The organism is Pseudomonas sp. TE6288 (assembly GCF_054062095.1).
In genome coordinates this window covers 154,615-174,670 of sequence record NZ_JBSSEW010000012.1, presented here as the reverse complement: position 1 = coordinate 174,670, position 20,056 = coordinate 154,615, and the positions used below count along the sequence as shown (strand labels likewise).

General features: G+C 65.5%; 22 protein-coding genes. 11 read left to right on the top strand and 11 right to left on the bottom strand.

Annotated features, from left to right (window positions below; translation table 11 throughout):
* Positions 1-30 precede the first annotated feature (30 nt).
* Genes ACVWY1_RS14620 through ACVWY1_RS14605 form a run of 4 tightly spaced genes read right to left on the bottom strand, consistent with a single transcriptional unit; the run spans position 31 to position 4,200 of the window.
* Positions 31-1,155: an agmatine deiminase family protein gene (locus ACVWY1_RS14620; protein ID WP_457378442.1), complete on the bottom strand. Its 1,125-nt coding sequence runs from the start codon at positions 1,153-1,155 to the stop codon at positions 31-33.
* A gap of 4 nt (positions 1,156-1,159) precedes the next feature.
* Complete coding sequence (locus ACVWY1_RS14615) at positions 1,160-2,254, bottom strand: extracellular solute-binding protein (protein WP_457378441.1); 1,095 nt, start codon at positions 2,252-2,254, stop codon at positions 1,160-1,162.
* A 3-nt stretch (positions 2,255-2,257) separates the two neighbouring features.
* Positions 2,258-3,154 (bottom strand): N-carbamoylputrescine amidase, encoded by an 897-nt coding sequence (gene aguB, locus ACVWY1_RS14610; RefSeq protein ID WP_457378440.1) that lies wholly within the window; start codon positions 3,152-3,154, stop codon positions 2,258-2,260.
* On the bottom strand, positions 3,151-4,200 hold the full coding sequence (locus tag ACVWY1_RS14605; protein WP_457378439.1) for an agmatine deiminase family protein: 1,050 nt from the start codon (positions 4,198-4,200) through the stop codon (positions 3,151-3,153). Before ACVWY1_RS14605 ends, aguB begins: the two co-directional genes overlap by 4 nt.
* Before the next feature lie 134 nt (positions 4,201-4,334).
* On the opposite strand from ACVWY1_RS14605, the gene ACVWY1_RS14600 reads away from it, so the two are divergent.
* The 4 genes from ACVWY1_RS14600 (at position 4,335) to ACVWY1_RS14585 (ending at position 8,489) form a co-directional block, all read left to right on the top strand.
* Positions 4,335-5,186, top strand: coding sequence for a LysR substrate-binding domain-containing protein (locus tag ACVWY1_RS14600; RefSeq protein WP_258599336.1), 852 nt, complete (start codon positions 4,335-4,337; stop codon positions 5,184-5,186).
* 150 nt (positions 5,187-5,336) lie between these two features.
* On the top strand, positions 5,337-6,536 hold the full coding sequence (gene fabV / locus ACVWY1_RS14595; RefSeq protein ID WP_457378438.1) for an enoyl-ACP reductase FabV: 1,200 nt from the start codon (positions 5,337-5,339) through the stop codon (positions 6,534-6,536).
* Between the two features lie 167 nt (positions 6,537-6,703).
* Positions 6,704-7,390, top strand: coding sequence for an N-acetyltransferase family protein (locus tag ACVWY1_RS14590; RefSeq protein ID WP_457378437.1), 687 nt, complete (start codon positions 6,704-6,706; stop codon positions 7,388-7,390).
* Positions 7,391-7,580: 190 nt separating this feature from the next.
* The gene (locus tag ACVWY1_RS14585) at positions 7,581-8,489 is read left to right on the top strand and encodes an alpha/beta hydrolase family protein (RefSeq protein ID WP_457378436.1); all 909 of its coding nucleotides are present in this window, start codon (positions 7,581-7,583) and stop codon (positions 8,487-8,489) included.
* A 38-nt stretch (positions 8,490-8,527) separates the two neighbouring features.
* On the opposite strand, the gene ACVWY1_RS14580 is transcribed toward ACVWY1_RS14585, so the two are convergent.
* From ACVWY1_RS14580 to ACVWY1_RS14560, 5 genes are all read right to left on the bottom strand, one after another.
* Entirely contained in the window at positions 8,528-8,869 is a 342-nt protein-coding gene (locus tag ACVWY1_RS14580; protein WP_457378435.1) for a HopJ type III effector protein, read from the bottom strand.
* A complete protein-coding gene (locus tag ACVWY1_RS14575; RefSeq protein ID WP_102682537.1) occupies positions 8,862-9,158 on the bottom strand; it encodes a DUF1244 domain-containing protein in 297 nt (98 codons plus the stop codon). The genes ACVWY1_RS14580 and ACVWY1_RS14575 overlap by 8 nt, the downstream gene beginning before the upstream one ends.
* 11 nt (positions 9,159-9,169) lie before the next feature.
* Positions 9,170-9,862 (bottom strand): dihydromonapterin reductase, encoded by a 693-nt coding sequence (gene folM / locus ACVWY1_RS14570; protein WP_139668650.1) that lies wholly within the window; start codon positions 9,860-9,862, stop codon positions 9,170-9,172.
* A gap of 76 nt (positions 9,863-9,938) precedes the next feature.
* Positions 9,939-10,511: an antibiotic biosynthesis monooxygenase gene (locus ACVWY1_RS14565; protein ID WP_102682535.1), complete on the bottom strand. Its 573-nt coding sequence runs from the start codon at positions 10,509-10,511 to the stop codon at positions 9,939-9,941.
* 147 nt (positions 10,512-10,658) lie between these two features.
* The gene (locus ACVWY1_RS14560) at positions 10,659-11,282 is read right to left on the bottom strand and encodes a hypothetical protein (RefSeq protein WP_102682534.1); all 624 of its coding nucleotides are present in this window, start codon (positions 11,280-11,282) and stop codon (positions 10,659-10,661) included.
* A 184-nt stretch (positions 11,283-11,466) separates the two neighbouring features.
* On the opposite strand from ACVWY1_RS14560, the gene ACVWY1_RS14555 reads away from it, so the two are divergent.
* Positions 11,467-11,922 carry a flavodoxin gene (locus ACVWY1_RS14555; protein ID WP_102682533.1) on the top strand — a complete coding sequence of 152 codons (456 nt, stop codon included), beginning with the start codon at positions 11,467-11,469 and terminating at the stop codon, positions 11,920-11,922.
* Between the two features lie 113 nt (positions 11,923-12,035).
* Here ACVWY1_RS14555 and ACVWY1_RS14550 read toward each other — a convergent pair whose 3' ends face one another.
* A complete protein-coding gene (locus ACVWY1_RS14550) occupies positions 12,036-12,923 on the bottom strand; it encodes a LysR substrate-binding domain-containing protein (protein WP_457378434.1) in 888 nt (295 codons plus the stop codon).
* 102 nt (positions 12,924-13,025) lie between these two features.
* Here ACVWY1_RS14550 and ACVWY1_RS14545 point away from each other — a divergent pair, with 102 nt between their 5' ends.
* The 4 genes from ACVWY1_RS14545 (at position 13,026) to ACVWY1_RS14530 (ending at position 16,198) form a co-directional block, all read left to right on the top strand.
* A complete protein-coding gene (locus tag ACVWY1_RS14545; protein ID WP_102682531.1) occupies positions 13,026-13,412 on the top strand; it encodes a CidA/LrgA family protein in 387 nt (128 codons plus the stop codon).
* Complete coding sequence (locus ACVWY1_RS14540; RefSeq protein WP_102682530.1) at positions 13,402-14,088, top strand: LrgB family protein; 687 nt, start codon at positions 13,402-13,404, stop codon at positions 14,086-14,088. The genes ACVWY1_RS14545 and ACVWY1_RS14540 overlap by 11 nt, the downstream gene beginning before the upstream one ends.
* A 173-nt stretch (positions 14,089-14,261) precedes the next feature.
* Complete coding sequence (locus ACVWY1_RS14535; RefSeq protein WP_102682529.1) at positions 14,262-15,167, top strand: alpha/beta fold hydrolase; 906 nt, start codon at positions 14,262-14,264, stop codon at positions 15,165-15,167.
* Between the two features lie 116 nt (positions 15,168-15,283).
* Positions 15,284-16,198, top strand: a complete 915-nt coding sequence (locus ACVWY1_RS14530) for an SDR family oxidoreductase (RefSeq protein WP_457378433.1) — start codon at positions 15,284-15,286, stop codon at positions 16,196-16,198.
* A 287-nt stretch (positions 16,199-16,485) separates the two neighbouring features.
* Here ACVWY1_RS14530 and ACVWY1_RS14525 read toward each other — a convergent pair whose 3' ends face one another.
* Entirely contained in the window at positions 16,486-17,265 is a 780-nt protein-coding gene (locus tag ACVWY1_RS14525) for an IclR family transcriptional regulator (RefSeq protein WP_094010273.1), read from the bottom strand.
* Positions 17,266-17,455: 190 nt separating this feature from the next.
* On the opposite strand from ACVWY1_RS14525, the gene hmgA reads away from it, so the two are divergent.
* Positions 17,456-18,757, top strand: coding sequence for a homogentisate 1,2-dioxygenase (hmgA, locus tag ACVWY1_RS14520; RefSeq protein WP_457378432.1), 1,302 nt, complete (start codon positions 17,456-17,458; stop codon positions 18,755-18,757).
* Between the two features lie 3 nt (positions 18,758-18,760).
* Complete coding sequence (gene fahA, locus ACVWY1_RS14515) at positions 18,761-20,053, top strand: fumarylacetoacetase (RefSeq protein WP_277502935.1); 1,293 nt, start codon at positions 18,761-18,763, stop codon at positions 20,051-20,053.
* Positions 20,054-20,056 lie beyond the last annotated feature (3 nt).

Genomic DNA, 20,056 nt, shown 5'->3' with positions numbered 1-20,056 from the left:
CGGGGCGGCGCGCCAGCCCCGGCAATTGCGCTAAAGCGCCGGGCACTGGTTGGTCACGCAGTGAATCCCGCCCCCTCCCGCCGCAATGGCGTCGATGTCCAATTGCACCACCTTGCGCCCTGGGTACAGCTTCACCAGCAACGCCCGCGCCTGCTCATCGGCACTGCGGTCCCCGAACTGCGGGGCGATCACCGCACCGTTGATCACGAAGTAATTGATATACCCCGCCGCGAAATCAGGATTGTCCTCGTTGAACTTGCTGCGCCTTGGTTTCAAGGGCGGCGACAGCGTATGCACCTTTAGCTTGCGCCCGTCGGCATCGGTGGCGTTGCGCAGGATCTCGAGGTGCTTGAGTGTCACCTCGTGGTCGTAGGAGTCCGGATCGTTGTCCAGGTTTGCCACCACCACGCCGGGCGCGGCAAAGCGGGCATAGAAGTCCACGTGGGCATCAGTGATGTCCTTGCCCTTGATGCCCGGCAGCCAGATGATCTTGCGCAGCCCCAACCGCTCCTTCAGCTCCGCCTCGACCTGAGCTTTGCTCCAGCCGGGGTTGCGATTACCGTTGATCCAGCTGCTCTCGGTCATGATCCCGGTGCCATGGCCGTCCACTTCGATACCGCCGCCTTCGCCCACCAACTCGCTCTGCTGGTATCGGGCGCCAGTCAGCTTGGCGACGCGGGCTGCGAGCTTGGCGTCATGGCGGTGTTGCTGCTTGCCGCCCCAGCCATTGAAATTGAAGTCCACGGCGCCCAGGGCGCCATCGTCATCAACCACGAAGTTGGCGCCGATATCGCGCATCCAGATGTCGTCCAGCTCGGTCTCGACATAGGTAATGTTGTGGCTGCCGCATTCCTCCTCGGCAATGTCGCGTTCACTGGCGCGGCAGAACACTGTCACCGGCTGGTAGGCAGCGATGGCGCGGGCGATGCGCCCGAGGGCGGCCTGGACGTCTTCGGTGAAGTCTTCCCAGATGGCGTCCTGGGCGCCGAAGGCGATGTAGCCGCGCTGATGCGGCTCACCCTCGTCGGGCATGAACCAGCGGCCTGCTTCGCTGGCGCGGGCGCTGCCGCTGCCGAAGGGCAGGCCGAAGCTGGCGGCGGCACCGAGGCCGGCGACGACGCTCATGTGTTGGAGGAAAGTGCGGCGGGTGGGCATGGGGTCAGTCCTGTGCGGTCTTGAAACGGGTCCAGACACGCATGCGCGCACGCATGTCGGCCTGGGGGATGTCCTTGCCCGGGATCAAGCGGGTGAAGGTGGCATCGCTGAGGTAGATGTCCGGGTTGTCACGCAGGCGCGCGTCCACCAGCGACCGGGCTTTGGCACTGGCGGTGGGGTAGCCGGTGAAGTTGCTGATCGCGGCCATATTCTCCGGGCGCATGACGAAGTTGATGAAACGATAGGCGTACTCCGGGTGCTTGGCATCGGCGGGGATGGCCATGGTGTCCATCCACACCGTGGTGCCTTCGCGAGGCACGCGGTACTGGAAGTCGATGGCCTTGCCCGCGGCTTCGGCGGTGCGCTGGGCCTGGATCACGTCGCCGCTGTAGCCCAGCGACAGGCAGGTGTTGCCATTGACCAGTTCGGTCACCGGTTGCGACTGCAGCTTGCGCACGTACGGGCGGATGCCCTTGAGCAGCTCGCTGGCGGCGGCCAGGTCTTCACGTTTGGCGCTGCGCGGCTCGCGGCCCAGGTAGTGAAGCACCACGGCCAGCACTTCGTCGGGCGAGTCGATCATCGAGATGCCGCAGTCGGCGAACTTGGCCGCCAGCTCCGGCTTGAACAGCAGGTCGAGGCTGTCGAGCGGGGCGTCGGGCAGGCGCTCGCGGATCTTCTTCGCGTCCATGGTCAGGCCGATGGTGCCCCAGGTGTAGGGCACGGTGGCCTGGCTGGCCTTGGGGTAGCGGTCGTGCAACTGGCGCAGGCCGGGTTCGATATCGTCGAGCGCGGTCAGCTGCTTGCGATCCAGTGTCCGCAGGCTGCCGGCGCGCATCAGCCGTTCGGCCACGGTGTCGCCGGGAAATACCAGGTCGTAGCCGCTGCGCCCGGACATCAGCTTGGCCTCGAGCACCTCGCTGCCGTCCATGACGTCGTAGATCACCGGGATGCCGGTTTCGGCGGTAAAACGCTTGAGGGTGTCCTCGGCAAAGTAGTCGGCCCAGTTGTACAGGCGCAGGGCGTCCTGCTCGGCCTGGGCAATACCGGCGCAGGCCACCAGCGCGGCGATGGCGAGCAGTTTCGATGGACGGCTTGGCATGGTTCAGGCCCTCGCAGTCTGTGGGGTTCGGCCGTCAAGGGTCAGCAGCGGCGCATACATGGCGGGGCGGCGGTCGCGGTAGATGCCCCAGCTCAGGCGGTCTTCGCGCATGCGCGCCAGGTCCAGGTCGTGCAGCCAGACGCCGCTGCTGTCGCGATCGGCTTCGGCGAGCAGGGCGCCTTTGTGGTCGCAGATGAACGACGAGCCGTAGAAGCGCATGCGCAGGCTGTCGTCGCTGCGCGCCACTTCATGACCGACGCGGTTGGCGGCCACCACTGGCAGCAGGTTGGCGGCGGCATGGCCACGCATGGCCATCTGCCAATGGTCGCGTGAATCCAGTTCGGCGGCGCCAGGCTCCGAGCCGATGGCGGTGGGGAACAGCAGCACTTCGGCGCCCATCAGCGCCAGGCAACGGGCGGTCTCGGGGAACCACTGGTCCCAGCAGATGCCGATGCCCAGGCGACCGAAGGCGGTGTCCCAGACCTTGAAACCGGTGTCGCCGGGGCTGAAGTATTCCTTTTCCTGGTAGCCGATGGCGTTGGGGATGTGGGTCTTGCGATACACGCCCAGCAGGCGGCCGTCGGCATCGGCCACGGTCAGCGAGTTGAAGAAGGCGTTGCCGGCCCGTTCGTACCAGCTAAGTGGCAGGACCACGCCCAGTTCCTTGGCCAGCGCGGCGAAGCGCTTGAGCAGCGGGCTGTCGTGGTAGTCCTGGGCCAGGGCCTGGTGGCTGTGGCACTGCTCGATGCAGAAGTACGGGGTGGCGAACAGCTCCTGCAACAGGATCACCTGGGCACCCTGGGCAGCGGCCTGGCGCACCAGTTGCTCGGCGCGCTCGAGGTTGGCCGGCAGGTCCCAGCTGCAGGCCATTTGCGTGGTGGCGATGCGCAGCGTGCTCATGAGCGCGCTCCCTGCCAGGCCGGCTGCTGCTGGGTGATGCAATGGATTCCGCCACCGCCGTGGGCGAGATGGTCGATGCGCACCGGTACCACTTCGCGACCGGGGAAGGCCTGGGCCAGTTGCTGCGCGGCCGCCTGGTCGGCGTCGATGCCATAGGCTGGCATGATCACCGCGCCGTTGACCAGGTAGAAGTTGGTGTACGAGGCGCAGAACACTTCGGCTTCGCTGTCCACGGCCGCCGTGGCCTCGAACAGGTCGAGCAGTTCAAACGAACGGCCCTGGGCGTCCGTGGCCAGTTCCAGCGCACGGCGGTTCTCGCGGGCCACTTCGGCATACACCGAGCCCTGGTCGTGGGTGGCGTCGACCAGCAGCACGCCGGGGCGGGCGAAGGCGCACACGCCATCGACATGGCCGTCAGTCATGTCGCCGGTCACATACTGTGGGTCGCCCGGCAGCCAGATGGTCTTGCGGATGCCCAACAGGCGGGCGAAGCAATCCTCGAAATCCGTCTTGCTCAGGCCCGGGTTGCGATTGGGGTTGAGCAGCACCGATTCGGTGGTGATCAGGGTGCCTTCGCCGTCAACATGAATGGCGCCGCCTTCGTTGCACAGCGGGGTGCTCAGGCCTTCCAGGCCGAGGTGGTCGAGGATGCGCCGGGCCAGGCTGCGGTCCTTGCCGTGCTCGGATTTGCCGCCCCAGGCGTTGAAGCGCCAGCTCAAGCCCGCCACGCCCTGTTGCGGGTGGATCAGGAAGGTCGGGCCGCTGTCGCGGCACCAGCTGTCGTCCATGGCCAGCTCGATCAGTTCGATACCGGCGCCGCACAGTTCGCGGGCGATGCTCATGGCCGACGGATCGACCACCATTTTCACCGGCTCGAAGCGGGCGATGGCGGCGGCCACCCGGGCGTAGTCGCGCTGCACGTCGGCCAGGGTCACGCCCCAGCCCGACTCCCACAGCGGTTGATTGTGCGGCCAGATCATCCAGGTGGCGGCGTGGCGGGCCCATTCGGCGGGCATGCGCCAGCCGCTGTCGAGGGACAGGTTCATAGTGAACTCCGATCTATTAGGGATTTTTATCAACGAAGCCCGCCGTCGCGGGTGTTGTCGTCCATGTTATGGCTGGGAATCCGGGGCGACAAACGATAGATTTAGCGTATTTTTGATTAGTCAGGCTTATCAGCATGCTCAAGCATTGGCCCCCGTTAAACACCCTGCGCGGCTTCGAAGCCGCCGCCCGCCTAGGCAGCTTCCACAAGGCCGCCGAGGCCCTGAACCTCACCCAGTCGGCAATCAGCCAGCAGATCCGCAGCTTGGAAGGCTACCTGGAACAGCCGTTGTTCCACCGCAGTGGCCGTAGCGTCAGCCTGACCGACGCCGGGCACGATCTGCTCAGCACCACTCAGGCCTTGTTGCAGCAACTGGCGGTGGGCATTCGCCGCCTGGAGCAGTACCGCAAGCCCAACCAACTGGTGGTCAACACCACCCCGGCGTTCGCCCGCCACTGGCTGTTGCCGCGCCTTGCGGACTTCCACCAGCGCTGCCCGGAAGTGGACCTGTGGCTGTTCACCAGCTTCGAGGTGCCGGACATGGCCAGTGAGACCATCGACCTGGCGATCCGCGACGATATCGGCGCTCAGGCCGAATGCAGCTTCACCGTGCTGCACCCGGATCAACTGTACCCGGCATGCCACCCGGACCTGCCCGAGCAGGGGCGGACCACCCTGCATGGCGAGCGGGAGATGGACTGGAGCCATTGGCAATTGGAGGGCGGTGAGGACGTGGGGCAGCAAGGCAAGGGGCTGAACTTCTCCGACCCTGGCTTGTTGCTGGATGCGGCGGGTGAGGGGCTGGGGATTGCCCTGGTCAGCCAGTTGCTGGCGCGGCGGCTGGTGGACGAGGGGCGTCTGCGGCCCTTGTCGGTACAGCGCGTGCGCGGGCCGGTGTGGAGCTGCCTGGTGCATTGGGAAAGCCAGGAGGATCCGTTGGCGAGGCAGTTCCTGGGGTGGTTGAAGGCGGCGCTGGTGCAGGCTTAGCGTTTGTCAGAGCCGCTGCGATTTTTCATTGCTCCGATCACCCCGTAATATGTGTCGGATGACTTGCGAGGGTAGTCTCACCCTCTAGATCAAACGGCAGCACCCCGAATCCGGGCGCTGCCCCAGCCTAAACCTGACGAGGTACAGACATTGGCCATCATTCATCCCAAGGTTCGCGGTTTCATCTGCACCACGACTCACCCCAAGGGCTGCGAGCTCAACGTCCGTGACCAGATCGAAGCCACCCGCAAGCTGGGCGTGCGCGAGGATGGTCCGAAGAAAGTCCTGGTGATCGGTGCCTCCAGCGGCTACGGCCTGGCCGCGCGCATCACTGCGGCGTTCGGCTTCAAGGCCGACACCCTCGGCGTGTTCTTCGAAAAGCCGGGCACCGAGACCAAGGCCGGCACCGCTGGTTGGTACAACGCCGCCGCCTTCGACAAGTTCGCCAAGGCCGAAGGCCTGTACAGCAAGTCGATCAACGGTGATGCCTTCTCCGACGAAGCCCGTGCCAAGGTCATCGAGCTGATCAAGAACGAAATGGGCGGCCAGGTCGATCTGGTCATCTACTCCCTGGCCTCGCCGGTGCGCAAGCTGCCGCAGACCGGTGAAGTGATCCGCTCGGCCCTGAAGCCGATCGGCCAGCCGTACAAGTCGACCGCCATCGACACCAACAAGGACACCATCATCGAGGCCAGCATCGAGCCGGCTACCGAGCAGGAAATCGCCGATACCGTCACCGTGATGGGCGGCCAGGACTGGGAGCTGTGGATTGACGCCCTGAACGCCGCTGGCGTGCTGGCACCGCAGGCCCGCACCGTGGCCTTCAGCTACATCGGCTCCGACATCACCTGGCCGATCTACTGGGACGGCGCGCTGGGCAAGGCCAAGCAGGACCTGGACGAAACCGCCCAGCGCCTGGGCAAAAAAGTCGATGGCAGTGCCAACGTTGCGGTGCTGAAGTCGGTGGTTACCCAGGCCAGCTCGGCGATCCCGGTGATGCCGCTGTACCTGTCGATGGTCTTCAAGATCATGCAGGAGAAGGGTATCCACGAAGGTACCCAGCACCAGCTGGACCGCATGTTCCGTGACCGCATGTACCGTGCGGACGGTGCGCCGGCTGCACTGGACGACGAAGGCCGTCTGCGTCTGGACGACTGGGAGCTGCGTGATGATGTGCAGGACGCCTGCCGTGCCATGTGGCCGAAGGTGACCACCGAGAACCTGTTCGAGCTGACCGACTACGCCGGTTACAAGAAACAGTTCCTCAACCTGTTCGGTTTCGAGCGCGCTGACATCAACTACGACGAAGACGTAGCCACCGACGTACGGTTCGACTGCATCGAGCTGTAAGCAAGTCCTTGACCGCGCAGCCGTTGATGGCGGTTGCGCGGTTCCCGCCGACGACTTGTTAATATTCTGAAACAAATCCCTCGCTGGCCCTTTGCCATGGCCACCCTCCGCCTGATCTATACCCCAGCTATTGGCCTGGCAATTTCGCTGGCGCCGAGGAGGGAGCAATGGGCGTACTGCAAAAACTACAAGAACGCATCCGCCGGAAGGGCCTCAAGCGCACCTTCAAGACTTTTTTCGAGCGCTACGTGTTTTTCCATTGGGAACTGCTGTGGATGGAGCGCGACCTGATCAGCCCTGTGCCGCCGTACAGCCTCAAGGCGCATGCGCCGGTCACCCTGGTGCCGATCACCACGGCCAATGCCGATGCCTTCGCCCGGCATTTCGGCGACCGTGTCGAGACCATGCGCGAGCTGGCCGCCGAGGGCCATACCGGGCACATGTACCTGGATGAGCAGGGCGATGCCGTAGCATTCATCTGGGCCAGCGTGGTGGATTACCACGACAAGCATTACTACGGTTGCACCTTCCCGGTGAAACCCGGCGAGTTCTTCGAGTTCGGCGGCGAGATGACCCGGCCGTACTTTGGCAGCGAGCTGTCGGTGACGGCCCAGGTCGAGCTGTGGAACACCATGCGCGAAAAGGGCTGCCACAAGGTGGTTGACGTGGTGGAGACCCACAACGTGCCAGCAATGAAACTGCACCTGCGCATGGGCTACCACGAGCAGGGCCGGGTGATGCATGTGTATGGCCTGTTCGGTCGCTGGAAGCTGTTCCGCGAAACCCGCTACCACGGTTCGCGCCTGGCGGTGCTGCGCAAGCCGGGCGTGGCGCGGGCGCTGCCCACTACCTGAGGGCACAGGACCTGTAGGAGCGGCTTCAGCCGCGATGAAGCCAACGTGGTGTATGGCACCAGCTTCGCTGGTGATCGCGGCTGAAGCCGCTCCTACAAGGAACTTGAGCTGTTCGGGCATTTTTTTGCTAGCGTTGGCGCACGACAACAGCCCGTCCGCCAGCATGGCGAGACGCCGCAGGGAGTGCGCCATGAGCAGCCTTACCCAACCCGCCTGTGCCTTTCGTCATGTCGCCGCCGACGGCTATGGCCTCGGCGGATTTCGCTGGCGCCACGCCGAACCCGACCCCCTGCGTCCACTGGTGATCATCAACGCCGCCACCTCGGTGCGTTGCCGCTACTACTCGCGTTTCGCCGACTACCTGTTCGCCCAGGGCTTTGACGTGCTCACCTACGATTATCGCGGCATCGGCGAGTCACGCCCGGCCACGCTGCGCGGTTTCCAGGCGTCCTGGAGCGACTGGGGCCGGCTGGACTTCGAAGCGATGTTGCAACTGGCCGCCGCCGAGCATCCGGGCCAGCCGATGCATGTGGTCGGCCACAGCTTCGGCGGCTGGGCGCTCGGGCTGGCGCCGTCGGCGGGGCAGGTGCGCCATGCGCTGCTGGTGGGCGCGCAGTTCGCCTATTGGCGCGACTATGCGCCGGAGCAGCGTTGGCAGCTGTTCGGCAAATGGCACGTGGTGATGCCGCTGTTGACCCGGATGTTCGGCTATTTCCCCGGCAAGCGCCTGGGCTGGCTGGAAGACACCCCGGCCGGCGTGGTGCGCGATTGGGTTGCCCGTACGCCGCGTTACGAGCAGCGGCCCAGTGGGCGTCTGCTGTCGGGGACGCCATTTGCCCAGGTACAGGCGGCGACCCTGGCCATCAGCCTGACTGACGATCCGTTCGGCACGGTGGCGGCCACTGAACGATTGTTGGGGTACCTGCGAACGGGCGAGCGGCGGCATCTGCGGGTGGCGCCTGTGGATATCTCGGTCGGGGAGATCGGGCACTTCGCGTTCTTTCACGATCGGTTTCGTGAAAGCCTGTGGCCGATTGCGCTGGAGTGGTTGCAGAAGGGGCGCCTTGAGGCTGGAACACCAGGCCGGCTCATCAGTTGATGTGTCCGGTTGGGGCCGCACAGCGGCCCCATCTGCTATCAGCCCAGGCGCGCAAGTGGCTGGGTGGTGAACTTCACCCCAGCCAGCCCATGCTTGATCAGCGCCCGGATATTGCCATGGTCGCTGCCCTCGGGCGTGGCTACCACGCTACGGTAATGCTCACCGAAGGCCAGCAGCGCCTCCTGGTCGTTCAACCCTTCGAGCAGCGCCAGGCCCAGGGTCTTGCACGAGCCTTCGTTCTGCCCGGCGGCGTTGTGCACGTCGCCATTGTCGAAGGCCTGGGGCTGGTAGCTGTAGTTCGCGGCGATGAAGGCCAGGGTGTCGGCAAAAACGTGTTCGCCGCTGGCGAGGCTGCTGCGCAGGCTATTCAGGTCAGTCACGCGGTTTTCCTTGTTCGAACGCCGCTTTCTGCTCGGCGCTGGCTTCGTTCTGGTATTGGGCTTTCCATTCGGCATAGGGCATGCCGTACACCTGCTCACGGGCATCGTCCAGGCTCAGCTCGATCTGGCGATCATCGGCGGCGGCCTTGAGCCACTTGGACAGGCAGTTGCGGCAGAAGCCGGAGAGGTTCATCAGGTCGATGTTCTGCACGTCGGTACGTTTTTGCAGGTGGTCGACCAGGCGCCGGAACGCGGCGGCTTCGAGTTCGAGCTGTTGTTGCGGGGTCATGGGCGGTCTCTTCAGGTCATGCGGTTCTTCAGATGGCGGCCACCATTGATGACCACCTGGCTACCGGTGCTGTACTGGCTTTGCAGCAGGAACAGCACGGCGTCGATCAGTGGGCGGGCGCCGGGCTCGAATTCGAGCAGGGCTTTCTTCAGGGTCTGCTGGCGGTACTGTTCGTCGCCGCCTTCCTTGAGGATCAGCAGGCCGGGCAGGATACCGTTGACCCGTACCTTCGGCGCGTACTTTTCGGCGAACGACAGCACCATGTTCTGCAGCGCGGCCTTGGTCGCGGCATAGCCGATGTGGCTCTTGCTGCCGCGCGAGGAAGTTTCGTCGCAGATGTGGATGATGTCGGCCTTGTCCACCTTGTTCAGCAGCTCGCCGAGGGCGAGGTTGAGGTGGTAGGGCGCCTCGACGTGCAGGCGGAACATGGTATCGAGGTTGTCCAGGCCATCGTCGAGCCACAGCGAGGCGTTGTGGATGATCGCGCGCAGGCCGTCGTAGTGGCTGTGCAGGTGGTCGATCAGGGCCTGGCGGTCTTCGCCGCGGGTCAGGTCGGCCTGGAACTGCTGGATGTTCGGGTGGGCAGCCTGCCCCTGCAAGGTACGGCTGGCGCTGACCACCGTATGGCCGGCCTGGGCCAGCTCCAGGGCCAGGGCCAGGCCGACGCGCTGGCTGGCGCCGGTGATGAGGATTGGGCTGTTCATGTTCGGGCGGTCTGTTCGTCTGTCCGTGCGTGATGCCCCAGCATACCCGAACTGCGCGGCCTTGCGAGCCCGTGCCTCAGCGGCTGCGCAGCCCCTGGGAACGTTCGGTGGCGGCGCGTGGCGTGGTGTTGAGCCAGCCGGCCAGCAGCCGGGTGGACAGCGGGATGAACAGGTACACCATCAATGGCGTCAGGGCCAGGGTACTGAGCAGCACTCGAGGCAACAGATCGAGTGGCGCCAGCCAGTGGCCGAACAGCAGGTTGAACAGTAGCGAAACCGGAAAGAATGCCAGCCAGATGGCCGTTGCCTGCTTCCAGCGCGGTGGTTTTTGCACGGTATTGGTGCCGAACCAGTCGTCGATACCGCTCACGCGCCTCTCTTTGGGGCGTTCGAACAGGCCGTTGCCGCGCTCCAGCCAGGCCCTGCGCGATGCGGAATGCTCCCAGGCGTGCATGGTCTGTTCGCAGGCGAAGCGGAAGATGATCTGGAATTCGTCGCCCTCGCTCGGCGGGGCGAGGATGCCCGAGCCCAGGTAGCCGGGAAAGTCGGTGGCCAATTGCTCGCCTTCGTGCAGCCAGGCCAGCAGGTCCTGGTAGCGGCCGCAGGCGGCGCGGCGCGACACCATCAAGGTGACGGGTGGAGTAGACATCGTGTATCTCCTGGCGACGGGGCTGGCGGGTAGCCGGCCCCTGGCTTGCGGCCCGGGGTGATGGGCGGCGCAGGCGGACTTGCAAGAATCGGGCACGGATTATCGCCGATCAATCATGACCAGTCAGTTTCAGGGGCTGGACGGTCTTCAGGCGGTGCAGGGAGCCTGGGCGTGCAGTTCGGGGTGAGCCTTGCGGTGGGCCTGGAGGATGTACTCGCGCAGGCGCTCGATCTCTTCGGCCGGCGTGTGGGTCAGGTCGTAGGCGGCCAGTCGCGGGCCGATGCGCCGGCGCAGCGCGCCGTGCAGGCCGATCGGCGGGATGTCCTCGGCGGCGAAGCGCAGGTTGAATTGCGCAGGGGCTTGAGCACCATCGCGCACTTCCAGCAGCACACCCTTGAAGGAAATGTCGCGTACCCACAGGTCACTAGCCTGGCCATGATCATCCAGCAACGCGATCGGGGGCTGCAGCGACAGGCGCCAGGGCCGCAGCCTGGGGCCATCCTCGTAGATGTCCGGCGAGCCGAGTTGCAGGTGCAGGGCGTGGAATTCATCCTCGACCAGTTGCAGGGGGAAGCTCAACTGCTGGTTGTTGAAGCTGGCCTGCAGCGTCACCTGCTCGTTGGCCACCAGGCGGGTGAGCAGGTCCTTGAGACGACGGTCGCCATTGACCAGCAGGCTCGACATGGGGTCGGCCAGGTTCAGTTGGGGCGAGTGCTGCATGTCCTGGATGAAATCCAGTTCGTCCTGGGAGAGTAGGGCGTCTGCTTGCATGGTCTGACTCGAAGGGGCGATCGGTAACGGCGATTTCTTCACGGCGGTGGACAGTGGTCAATCCGCTTCGTTCCGGTCATTCGTCGGAAAATCCTGAAGCCTGTGACTTTAGCCGGAGGCGGCCTTTTGCCACTGTCGAGTGCTAGTATCCTACGTTTTCACTCAGTTTCGGAATCCTCACCCGATGAAAGTCGCCATTATTTCCGGTTCGGTGTACGGCACCGCCGACGAAGTCGCCCGCCACGCCGAGTCGCTGCTCAAGGCCGCCGGTCTTGAAGCCTGGCACGCGGCACGCGCCACCCTGCAGGACATCGAGGGCTTTGGCCCCGACGCATTGCTGGCGGTGACCTCGACCACCGGTATGGGCGAGCTGCCCGACAGTCTGATGCCGCTGTACAGCGCGATCCGCGACGTGCTGCCGGCGGCCTGGCGCGGCCTGCCGGGAGCGGTGATCGGCCTGGGCGATTCGAGCTACGGCGACACCTACTGCGGCGGTGGCGAGCAGATGCGCGAGCTGTTCGCCGAGCTGGGGGTGAACGAAGTGCTGCCGATGCTGCGACTCGATGCCAGTGAGACCGTGACACCGGAGACCGATGCCGAGCCGTGGCTGGCGGAATTTGCGGCTGTGCTGAAAGGCTGATATTGCCTGGGCCGGTCCTATCGCGGGGCAAGCCCGCTCCCACGAAAGCTGCATGATGCTCGTGGGAGCGGCGGTGCGCCGCTGCGACTTGCCCCGCGTTAGGGCCGGTCGCCTCAATGCATGGCTGAATCCTCACGCAACAATGCCAGCCACGCCTGCGCCGCCCGTGACAGATATGCCCCGCGCCGCCAGATAAAGGCGATATCCCACCTCAGGTAATCCGGCGCCCGCAACGGCAAGCGCACCACCCCGGGCCGTTCCAGTGCCCGTGCGACAATCGCCGGCAGCAGTACCACGCCTTGCCCGGCCGCCACCAACGCGGCAAGAAAGTCTGCCTGGCCGCTACGCCCACCCTCCTTGGGTGTATAGCCTTCCTGCTGGCAGGCGCTGAGCAATCGATCGTTGAGCACGAAGCTGCGCTGGTACAGCAGAAACGGCGTGTCGGCCAGCTGTGCCAGGGCGACATCGACCTGCCCGGCCAGCGGATGGCCGGCGGGCAGCAAGGCTTCCAGTGGCTCATTGCAGAACGGCTGGTAGTCGAACGCCGGATCGTTCGGCGTCAGGCTGCCGCCCAGCTCCAACTCGCCACTCTTGACGGCCTGCTCGACCATGCGGCTGCCACCTTCGAGCAGTTGTATCGAGATATTCGGATGGCGCCGCCGATACTCGGCGAACAACCCAGCGAACAGCGCATCGCTGCCCAGCAGCGGCAGGCCCAGGCGCAATTCGCCGCGGGCCATCTGGCTGAGATCGTCGAGTTCGCTCAGCAGCTCCTGGCGCTGGCGCAGCAGCGCTTCGCCGCGCTCCAGAACGATGCGCCCGGCGGCAGTCAGCAGCAACTGTGAGCCCTGGCGTTCCAGCAGCGGCTGGCCGATGTCCTGTTCCAGCTGGGCGACCTGCTTGCTAACCGCCGACTGGCTGACGTGCAGGGTACCCGCCGCCTGGGTGAAGCCGCCTTTGTGGACGACTTCGATGAAACTGCGCAGCTGTTTGAATTCCATGTATGCCGGATTCTATTTTGGAATGGCTGTCAGTCTAACAATTCGCTTCTGGCCTAGGTGGCCGACTTTTACAATGGGCCCGTTGTCGAGGAACTCCCGCCCATGAATCCTGCATTACTGAAGAAGACCCTGCGCCTTTTCGCCGAACTGACGGTGTTGCTGGCGCTGTTCCTGATCGGTGGCCAGCTGGCCGCCTGGCTCGCCTGGCCGATTCCCGGTGGGGTGATGGGCCTGGCGCTGCTGCTGGCGCTGTTCGCCACCGGGCTGCTCAAACCTGCCACGCTGCAATTGGGTGCCGGCTGGCTGATGGCCGAGATGCTGCTGTTTTTCATTCCGGCGCTGATGAGCCTACTGGACTATGGCAGCCTGCTGCGCAGCGAGGGCTGGCGCATCCTGCTGGTGATCGCGCTGAGCACCCTGCTGGTGATGGTGGTCACCGCGGTCACCGTCGAGCTGGTGTGCCGTTGGAGGTTGCGCCATGAGCCTTGAACCTATGCCGCTGTTCTGGCTGGCCCTGACCCTGGGCGCCTACCTGGGCAGCCGCTGGCTGTACCGGCGCAGCGGGCGCTACCTGCTGTCGCCGCTGATCCTGGTGCCGGCCTTGCTGCTGGCGGTGGCCGTGCCGCTGCACACCGCCTACGCCGAGTACGCCCGCAACACGCATTGGCTGATGGGCGTGCTGGGCCCGGTCACCGTCGCGTTCGCGGTGCCGATCTGGCAACAACGGGCACTGCTGGCGCGGCACTGGCCGGCGCTGCTGGTCGGCATGCTCGCCGGCAGCGTGGCTTCCATCGGCAGCTCCTGGGCGCTGGCGCACCTGCTCGCGCTGGACGATGCGGTCAGCCTGTCGTTGCTGCCGCGCTCGATCACCACACCGTTCGCCATGCCCGTGGCCCAGGACCTGGGCGGCGTGCCGGAGCTGACGGCGGTGTTCGTGATGTTTACCGGGGTGCTCGGGGCGATGTTCGGCGGCATTCTCCTGCGTTGGCTGCCCTTGCGCACACCGCTGGCACGGGGCGCTCTGTTCGGTGTCGGCGCCCATGGCGCGGGGGTCAGCCGCGCCCAGGAAGTCGGGCGCGAGGAAGGCTCGGTGGCCGGCCTGGTCATGGTCCTGACCGGGCTGCTCAACCTGTTGGCCGCGCCGTTGCTGATGAGGTTGATCTGACCGTTCGTGCCACTGACTCGCACGGTCATCAGGCTGGCTGCCAAGGCGACTTATCACCTTCGTATAGGCTTCTAGACTGAGCCTCGACATAGAGAGCACATGTAAGTGCCGAGGTGACATGCAATGAACGCAGCCTTGCCCTCTTCCAACCCTTATCCACCGAGACGACCGTGATGCCACTGGCCGAAATTCCATTGTGCGTCTGGCGCACCCGGAGCCAGGGGTTCACTTTCCGGGGCCAGAGCATCCGCTACTGGACGGCAGGGCAAGGAGAGCCCCTGCTATTGCTTCACGGTTTCCCCACGGCCAGCTGGGATTGGCACTACCTGTGGGCACCCCTGACCCAGCGCTTTCGTGTGGTGGCCTGCGACATGCTCGGCTTCGGCGATTCGGCCAAGCCCGCGGACCACGACTACAGCCTGCTCGAGCAGGCCGACCTGCAGCAGGCGTTGCTGGCGCACCTGCACATCGACCAGCCGGTGCACCTGCTGGCCCACGACTACGGCGGCAGCGTCGCCCAGGAGCTGCTGGCCCGGCACCACGAACGGCGGCTGGAGGTGGCCAGTTGCGTGTTCCTCAACAGCGGGCTGTTCCCCGAGAGCTGCCGGGTGCTGCTGGTCCAGAAGCTGCTGCTCAGCCGCCTGGGCTGGCTGGTCGGGCGCTCGTTCGGGCGCGACGACCTGGTGCGCAACGTCACCCAGGTCTATGGCCCGTGCACCCATCCCAGCGAGAGCGCCCTGGACGACTACTGGAGCCTGATCGCCTCCAACCGTGGCCCACGGATCCTGCACAAGCTGGTCAGTTTCCTGCCGGAACGCCGGGCCCAGCGCGAGCGCTGGGTCGCCGCGCTGCAACGCCCGGGCGTGCCGCTGCGCTTCATCAATGGCGCGGTCGATCCGTTGTCCGGCGCGCACATGGTCGAGCGCTACCGGGAAATCGTCCCGGACCCGGACACCGTGGTGTTGCAGGGCATCGGCCATTACCCGCACACCGAAGCGCCGGTGCAGGTGCTGCGCCACTACCTGGCCTTTCGTGAACAACCGCTGAGCTATGTACCGCTGAAGGTCGCCTGGTCCTGACCGGGCGACCATCGCCGGGCGTTATCGGGCGGCATTCGCCACGGTGCGCTTGATTGCCCGGCCCGGGCGGCTGGCGGAAACTGCGTTGCATCCCTTCATTGCCAGGAGCCTTGAGCATGAGCGAGCCGGTACGTCTGCAGGATCGAGTGGTGATCGTCACGGGGGCCGGCGGCGGCCTGGGCCGGGCCCATGCGCTGCTGTTCGCCGCGCGCGGCGCTCACGTGGTGGTCAATGACTTGGGTGGGTCTACACATGGTGAAGGCGCCAACGCCTCGGCGGCCGACCGCGTGGTGGAGGAGATCCGCGCCGCGGGCGGCACGGCCATCGCCAACCATGACTCGGTCACCGATGGCGCGCGCATCGTCGAGCAGGCCCTGGATACCTTCGGCCGGGTCGATGTGCTGGTGAACAACGCCGGCATCCTGCGCGACAAGACCTTCCACAAGATGGAAGACAGCGACTGGGAGCTGGTCTACCGGGTGCACGTCGAGGGCGCCTACAAGGTTACCCACGCCGCCTGGCCGCACCTGCGGGCGCAGAATTGGGGGAGGGTGATCTTCACCTCGTCCACCTCGGGCATCTATGGCAATTTCGGCCAGGCCAACTATGGCATGGCCAAACTCGGCCTCTATGGGCTGACCCGCACCCTGGCCATCGAGGGCCGCAAGCACGGCATCCTGGTCAACGCCATCGCCCCGACCGGCGGCACGCGAATGACCGAGGGGTTGATCCCGCCGCAGGTGTTCGAACGTCTGCAGCCCGAGTTGATCAGTCCGTTGGTGGTGTACCTGGGCAGCGAGCAGTGCCAGGACAGCGGCGAACTGTTCGAGGTGGGCGGCGGCTGGGTGGGCAAGGTGCGCTGGGAGCGTAGCCAGGGCGTGGGCTTCGACCCGCGTGAAGGGTTCACCCCCGAGCAGGTGGCGGACAATTGGGCGCGGATCGGTGATTTCGAGGGCGCGGAGCACCCGCAGGACAGCCTGCAGGCGTTGCAGCAGATGATGGCGAACCTGCAGAGGTATCCGTTGGGTTGATTGGCGCCGATCTTGCGATTCTTGCAGAAATAAAAAAGGCCGCTGCAATCGCAGCGGCCAATCGAGACGTTAGATCAAGGAGCTTCAAAATCAACGTCGGTGAACCTGGGCGGGCGCGAAAAGCAGGGGGGAGAGCCCTTCGTGCCGGCCAGTGAGGTCAGAATAAGCGCATGATCCCGTGGGAAAAATACCCGCTTATGACATTCACCTTTACGTTTCGAGTAAAAGTGCGAGGCGGACTATAGGCCGCTCTCGCAGGAAAAGTCCGGAATGCTTTGTAAGTCCTTTTACTGATCCGCGCCGTATCCCATTCGCCAACTGGTGGCCTGGGTGGCGGCGAGCAGGCGCCGGGCGGCCGGGCCGTGCTCGTCGGCATGGAAGATCGAGGTCGGACCGACCACGGTCATCACGGCGGCGACCTGGCCCATGGCGTTGAACACCGGCGCGGACAGCGCGTCCACCCCCGGCATCAGCAAACCGTGCACATGGTGCAGGCCGCGCTGGCGGATCTGTTCGAGCAGGGCGGCATAGTCATCCGCCGTCTGGCCGAGCGCTGCCAGTTCCCGGTCGCGCAGCTCCACGGTCTCGCGCTCGGGCAGGTGCGCGGCGAACACCAGTCCGGTGGACGAACTGAGCAACGGCAGCACCGAACCGATCTGCGTCACCACCGTCACTGCACGTACCGCCGGTTCGATGCTCACCACGGTCGCGCCCTGGTTACCCCACACGGCGATGAAGCAGCTTTCGTTGAGCTCGTCGCGCAACTGTGACAGCGGCAACGCCGCCACCTTCAGCACATCGATGCTGCCCAGTGCCGCCATGCCTACCCGCAGTGCCTCGCGGCCCAGTCCGTAGTGGTTGGTAGCCGGGTCCTGTTCGGCGAAGCCGCTGGCGATCAGCGCCTGCAGGTAGCGGTGCACCTTGCTCGCCGGCATGTCGACATGCTCGGCCAGGCGCGACAGCGAGGTGGAGGGGGAAAGTTCGGCCAGGGCCTTGAGGATGTCGGTGCCGACTTCCGCCGAGCGGACTTTCTGTTTGCCGTTGTCGGTGCTGCTGGCTTTGGCCATGGGGGGCTTCTATGCAGATTTCATGGGGTGGCGCCTTTATAGCTTGACGCCTGCGCTCGGGCAAATTACGTTATTCGTAATCTGATTACGATAAAAACAATGCAGACGCGCTGCCGCCCTTGGTGCCGGTTTCAGGATCGGGCTCCGCAGCCAGCTGCCCGAAACGGCTCCCAGCAGCCCGGAGGCACCGATGACCCGCGACACATCCCCTGAGCTCCAGTACCTGAGCGGCTTCGGCAACGAATTCGCCAGCGAAGCCCTGCCCGGCGCCCTGCCGGTCGGGCAGAACTCGCCGCAGAAGGCTCCCTATGGGCTGTATGCCGAGCTGCTGTCGGGCACCGCGTTCACCATGACCCGCAGCGAACTGCGACGCACCTGGTTGTACCGCATTCGCCCCTCGGCCCTGCACCCGCGTTTCGAGCGCCTGGAGCGCCAGCCGCTGACCGGGCCGTTGGGAGGCGTCAATCCCAACCGCCTGCGTTGGAGCCCGCAACCGATCCCGTCCGAACCGACCGACTTCATCGACGGTTGGCTGCCGATGGTGGCCAACTCGGCATCGGAGAAACCGGCCGGCGTGAGTATCTACATTTACCGCGCCAACCGCTCCATGGAGCGGGTGTTCTTCAACGCCGACGGCGAGTTGCTGCTGGTGCCCGAGCAAGGCCGCCTGCGCATCGCCACCGAACTGGGCGTGCTCGAGGTCGAGCCGCTGGAGATCGCGGTGATCCCGCGCGGCATGAAGTTCCGGGTCGAACTGCAGGATGCGCAGGCCCGGGGCTACATTGCCGAGAACCACGGCGCGCCGCTGCGCATCCCGGACCTTGGCCCGATCGGCAGCAATGGCCTGGCCAACCCGCGTGACTTCCTCGCCCCGGTCGCCCATTACGAAGAGAGCACCGGCCCTGTGCAATTGGTGCAGAAGTTCCTCGGCGAACACTGGGCCTGCGAGCTGCAGCACTCGCCCCTGGACGTAGTCGCCTGGCACGGCAGCAACGTGCCTTACAAATACGACCTGCGCCGCTTCAACACCATCGGTACGGTCAGCTTCGACCACCCCGATCCGTCGATCTTCACCGTGCTGACCTCGCCCACCAGCGTGCATGGCATGGCCAACATGGACTTCGTGATCTTCCCGCCGCGCTGGATGGTGGCCGAGAACACCTTCCGTCCACCATGGTTCCACCGCAACCTGATGAACGAGTTCATGGGCCTGATCCAGGGCGCCTACGACGCCAAGGCCGAAGGCTTCCTGCCCGGCGGCGCTTCGCTGCATGGGGTGATGAGCGCCCACGGCCCCGACGCCGAGACCTCCGACAAGGCCATCTCGGTGGACCTGGCACCGCACAAGATCGACAACACCATGGCCTTCATGTTCGAGACCAGCCAGGTGCTGCGCCCGAGCCGCCAGGCCCTCGAAAGCCCGCAGTTGCAGGCCGACTACGATAGTTGCTGGGCCACCTTGCCGAGCACCTTCAACCCGAACCGGAGATAACCGATGAACCACACCGCCATTGCCCGTAGCTGGGTCGAGCACGCCAACGGGCACCGCGACTTCCCGTTGCAGAACCTGCCCCTGGGCATCTTCAGCCGCCCAGGGCAGACGCCACGTTGCGGCGTGGCCATCGGCGACGCGATCCTCGACCTCGAGGCCGTGCTGGCCGCCGGGTTGTTCGAGGGGGTGGCCAAGGCCGCCGTCGAAGCGACAGTGGGCGGCGCGCTGAATGCCTTCTTCGCCCTTGGCCGCGAGGCCCGTGTTGCCCTGCGCCAGCGCCTGCTGGCGCTGCTGGGCGAGGGCAGCGAGCACCAGGCGGCCCTGAAGGCCGCGCTGTACCCGGCCGGCGAATGCCAGTTGCACCTGCCGGCGAAGATCGGTGACTACACCGACTTCTACGTCGGCATCGAGCACGCCAAGAACGTCGGCAAGCTGTTCCGCCCGGACAATCCGCTGCTGCCCAACTACAAGCACGTGCCGATCGGCTACCACGGCCGCGCCTCGACCATCCGGCCGTCCGGCACCGGCGTGCGCCGCCCCAAGGGCCAGACCCTGCTGGCGGGCCAGACCGAGCCGAGCTTCGGCCCTTGCGCGCGCCTGGACTACGAGCTGGAACTGGGCATCTGGATTGGCCAGGGCAACGACATGGGCCAGCCGATCCCGATCGGCGACGCCGCCGAGCACGTGGCCGGCTTCTGCCTGCTCAACGACTGGTCGGCGCGCGATATCCAGGCCTGGGAGTACCAGCCGCTGGGCCCGTTCCTGTCCAAGAGCTTCATCACCACGGTGTCGCCATGGGTGGTCACTGCCGAGGCCCTGGAGCCGTTCCGTTGCGCCCAGCCGGCCCGTCCGGAGGGTGACCCGCAGCCGCTGTCGTACCTGCTGGACAAGCGCGACCAGGCCGCCGGCGCCTTCGACATCGAACTGGAAGTGCTGCTGCTGACCGAACGCATGCGCGAGCAGAACCTGCCGGCGCATCGCCTCACGTTGAGCAGCACCCGCAGCATGTACTGGACCGTGGCACAGATGGTTGCCCACCACAGCGTCAACGGCTGCCAGCTGCAACCGGGCGACCTGTTCGGCTCGGGCACCCTGTCGGGCGCGGCGCCAGGCTCGTTCGGCAGCCTGCTGGAGATCACCGAAGGCGGCAAGCAGCCGGTGGAACTGGCCAGCGGCGAAGTGCGCAAGTTCCTCGAGGACGGCGACGAGATCATCCTGCGCGCCCGTTGCGTGCGCGATGGCGTAGCCAGCATCGGCTTCGGCGAATGCCGTGGCACCATCGTCGCGGCCAACTGAGGA

Bases quoted from the DNA above. Each gene is read 5' to 3' on its own strand.
- ACVWY1_RS14620 (WP_457378442.1), bottom strand. From the start codon at position 1,155: ATGCCCACCCGCCGCACTTTCCTCCAACACATGAGCGTCGTCGCCGGC.
- ACVWY1_RS14615 (WP_457378441.1), bottom strand. From the start codon at position 2,254: ATGCCAAGCCGTCCATCGAAACTGCTCGCCATCGCCGCGCTGGTGGCC.
- aguB (WP_457378440.1), bottom strand. From the start codon at position 3,154: ATGAGCACGCTGCGCATCGCCACCACGCAAATGGCCTGCAGCTGGGAC.
- ACVWY1_RS14605 (WP_457378439.1), bottom strand. From the start codon at position 4,200: ATGAACCTGTCCCTCGACAGCGGCTGGCGCATGCCCGCCGAATGGGCC.
- ACVWY1_RS14600 (WP_258599336.1), top strand. From the start codon at position 4,335: ATGCTCAAGCATTGGCCCCCGTTAAACACCCTGCGCGGCTTCGAAGCC.
- ACVWY1_RS14590 (WP_457378437.1), top strand. From the start codon at position 6,704: ATGGGCGTACTGCAAAAACTACAAGAACGCATCCGCCGGAAGGGCCTC.
- ACVWY1_RS14585 (WP_457378436.1), top strand. From the start codon at position 7,581: ATGAGCAGCCTTACCCAACCCGCCTGTGCCTTTCGTCATGTCGCCGCC.
- ACVWY1_RS14575 (WP_102682537.1), bottom strand. From the start codon at position 9,158: ATGACCCCGCAACAACAGCTCGAACTCGAAGCCGCCGCGTTCCGGCGC.
- folM (WP_139668650.1), bottom strand. From the start codon at position 9,862: ATGAACAGCCCAATCCTCATCACCGGCGCCAGCCAGCGCGTCGGCCTG.
- ACVWY1_RS14565 (WP_102682535.1), bottom strand. From the start codon at position 10,511: ATGTCTACTCCACCCGTCACCTTGATGGTGTCGCGCCGCGCCGCCTGC.
- ACVWY1_RS14560 (WP_102682534.1), bottom strand. From the start codon at position 11,282: ATGCAAGCAGACGCCCTACTCTCCCAGGACGAACTGGATTTCATCCAG.
- ACVWY1_RS14555 (WP_102682533.1), top strand. From the start codon at position 11,467: ATGAAAGTCGCCATTATTTCCGGTTCGGTGTACGGCACCGCCGACGAA.
- ACVWY1_RS14550 (WP_457378434.1), bottom strand. From the start codon at position 12,923: ATGGAATTCAAACAGCTGCGCAGTTTCATCGAAGTCGTCCACAAAGGC.
- ACVWY1_RS14545 (WP_102682531.1), top strand. From the start codon at position 13,026: ATGAATCCTGCATTACTGAAGAAGACCCTGCGCCTTTTCGCCGAACTG.
- ACVWY1_RS14540 (WP_102682530.1), top strand. From the start codon at position 13,402: ATGAGCCTTGAACCTATGCCGCTGTTCTGGCTGGCCCTGACCCTGGGC.
- ACVWY1_RS14535 (WP_102682529.1), top strand. From the start codon at position 14,262: ATGCCACTGGCCGAAATTCCATTGTGCGTCTGGCGCACCCGGAGCCAG.
- ACVWY1_RS14530 (WP_457378433.1), top strand. From the start codon at position 15,284: ATGAGCGAGCCGGTACGTCTGCAGGATCGAGTGGTGATCGTCACGGGG.
- ACVWY1_RS14525 (WP_094010273.1), bottom strand. From the start codon at position 17,265: ATGGCCAAAGCCAGCAGCACCGACAACGGCAAACAGAAAGTCCGCTCG.
- hmgA (WP_457378432.1), top strand. From the start codon at position 17,456: ATGACCCGCGACACATCCCCTGAGCTCCAGTACCTGAGCGGCTTCGGC.
- fahA (WP_277502935.1), top strand. From the start codon at position 18,761: ATGAACCACACCGCCATTGCCCGTAGCTGGGTCGAGCACGCCAACGGG.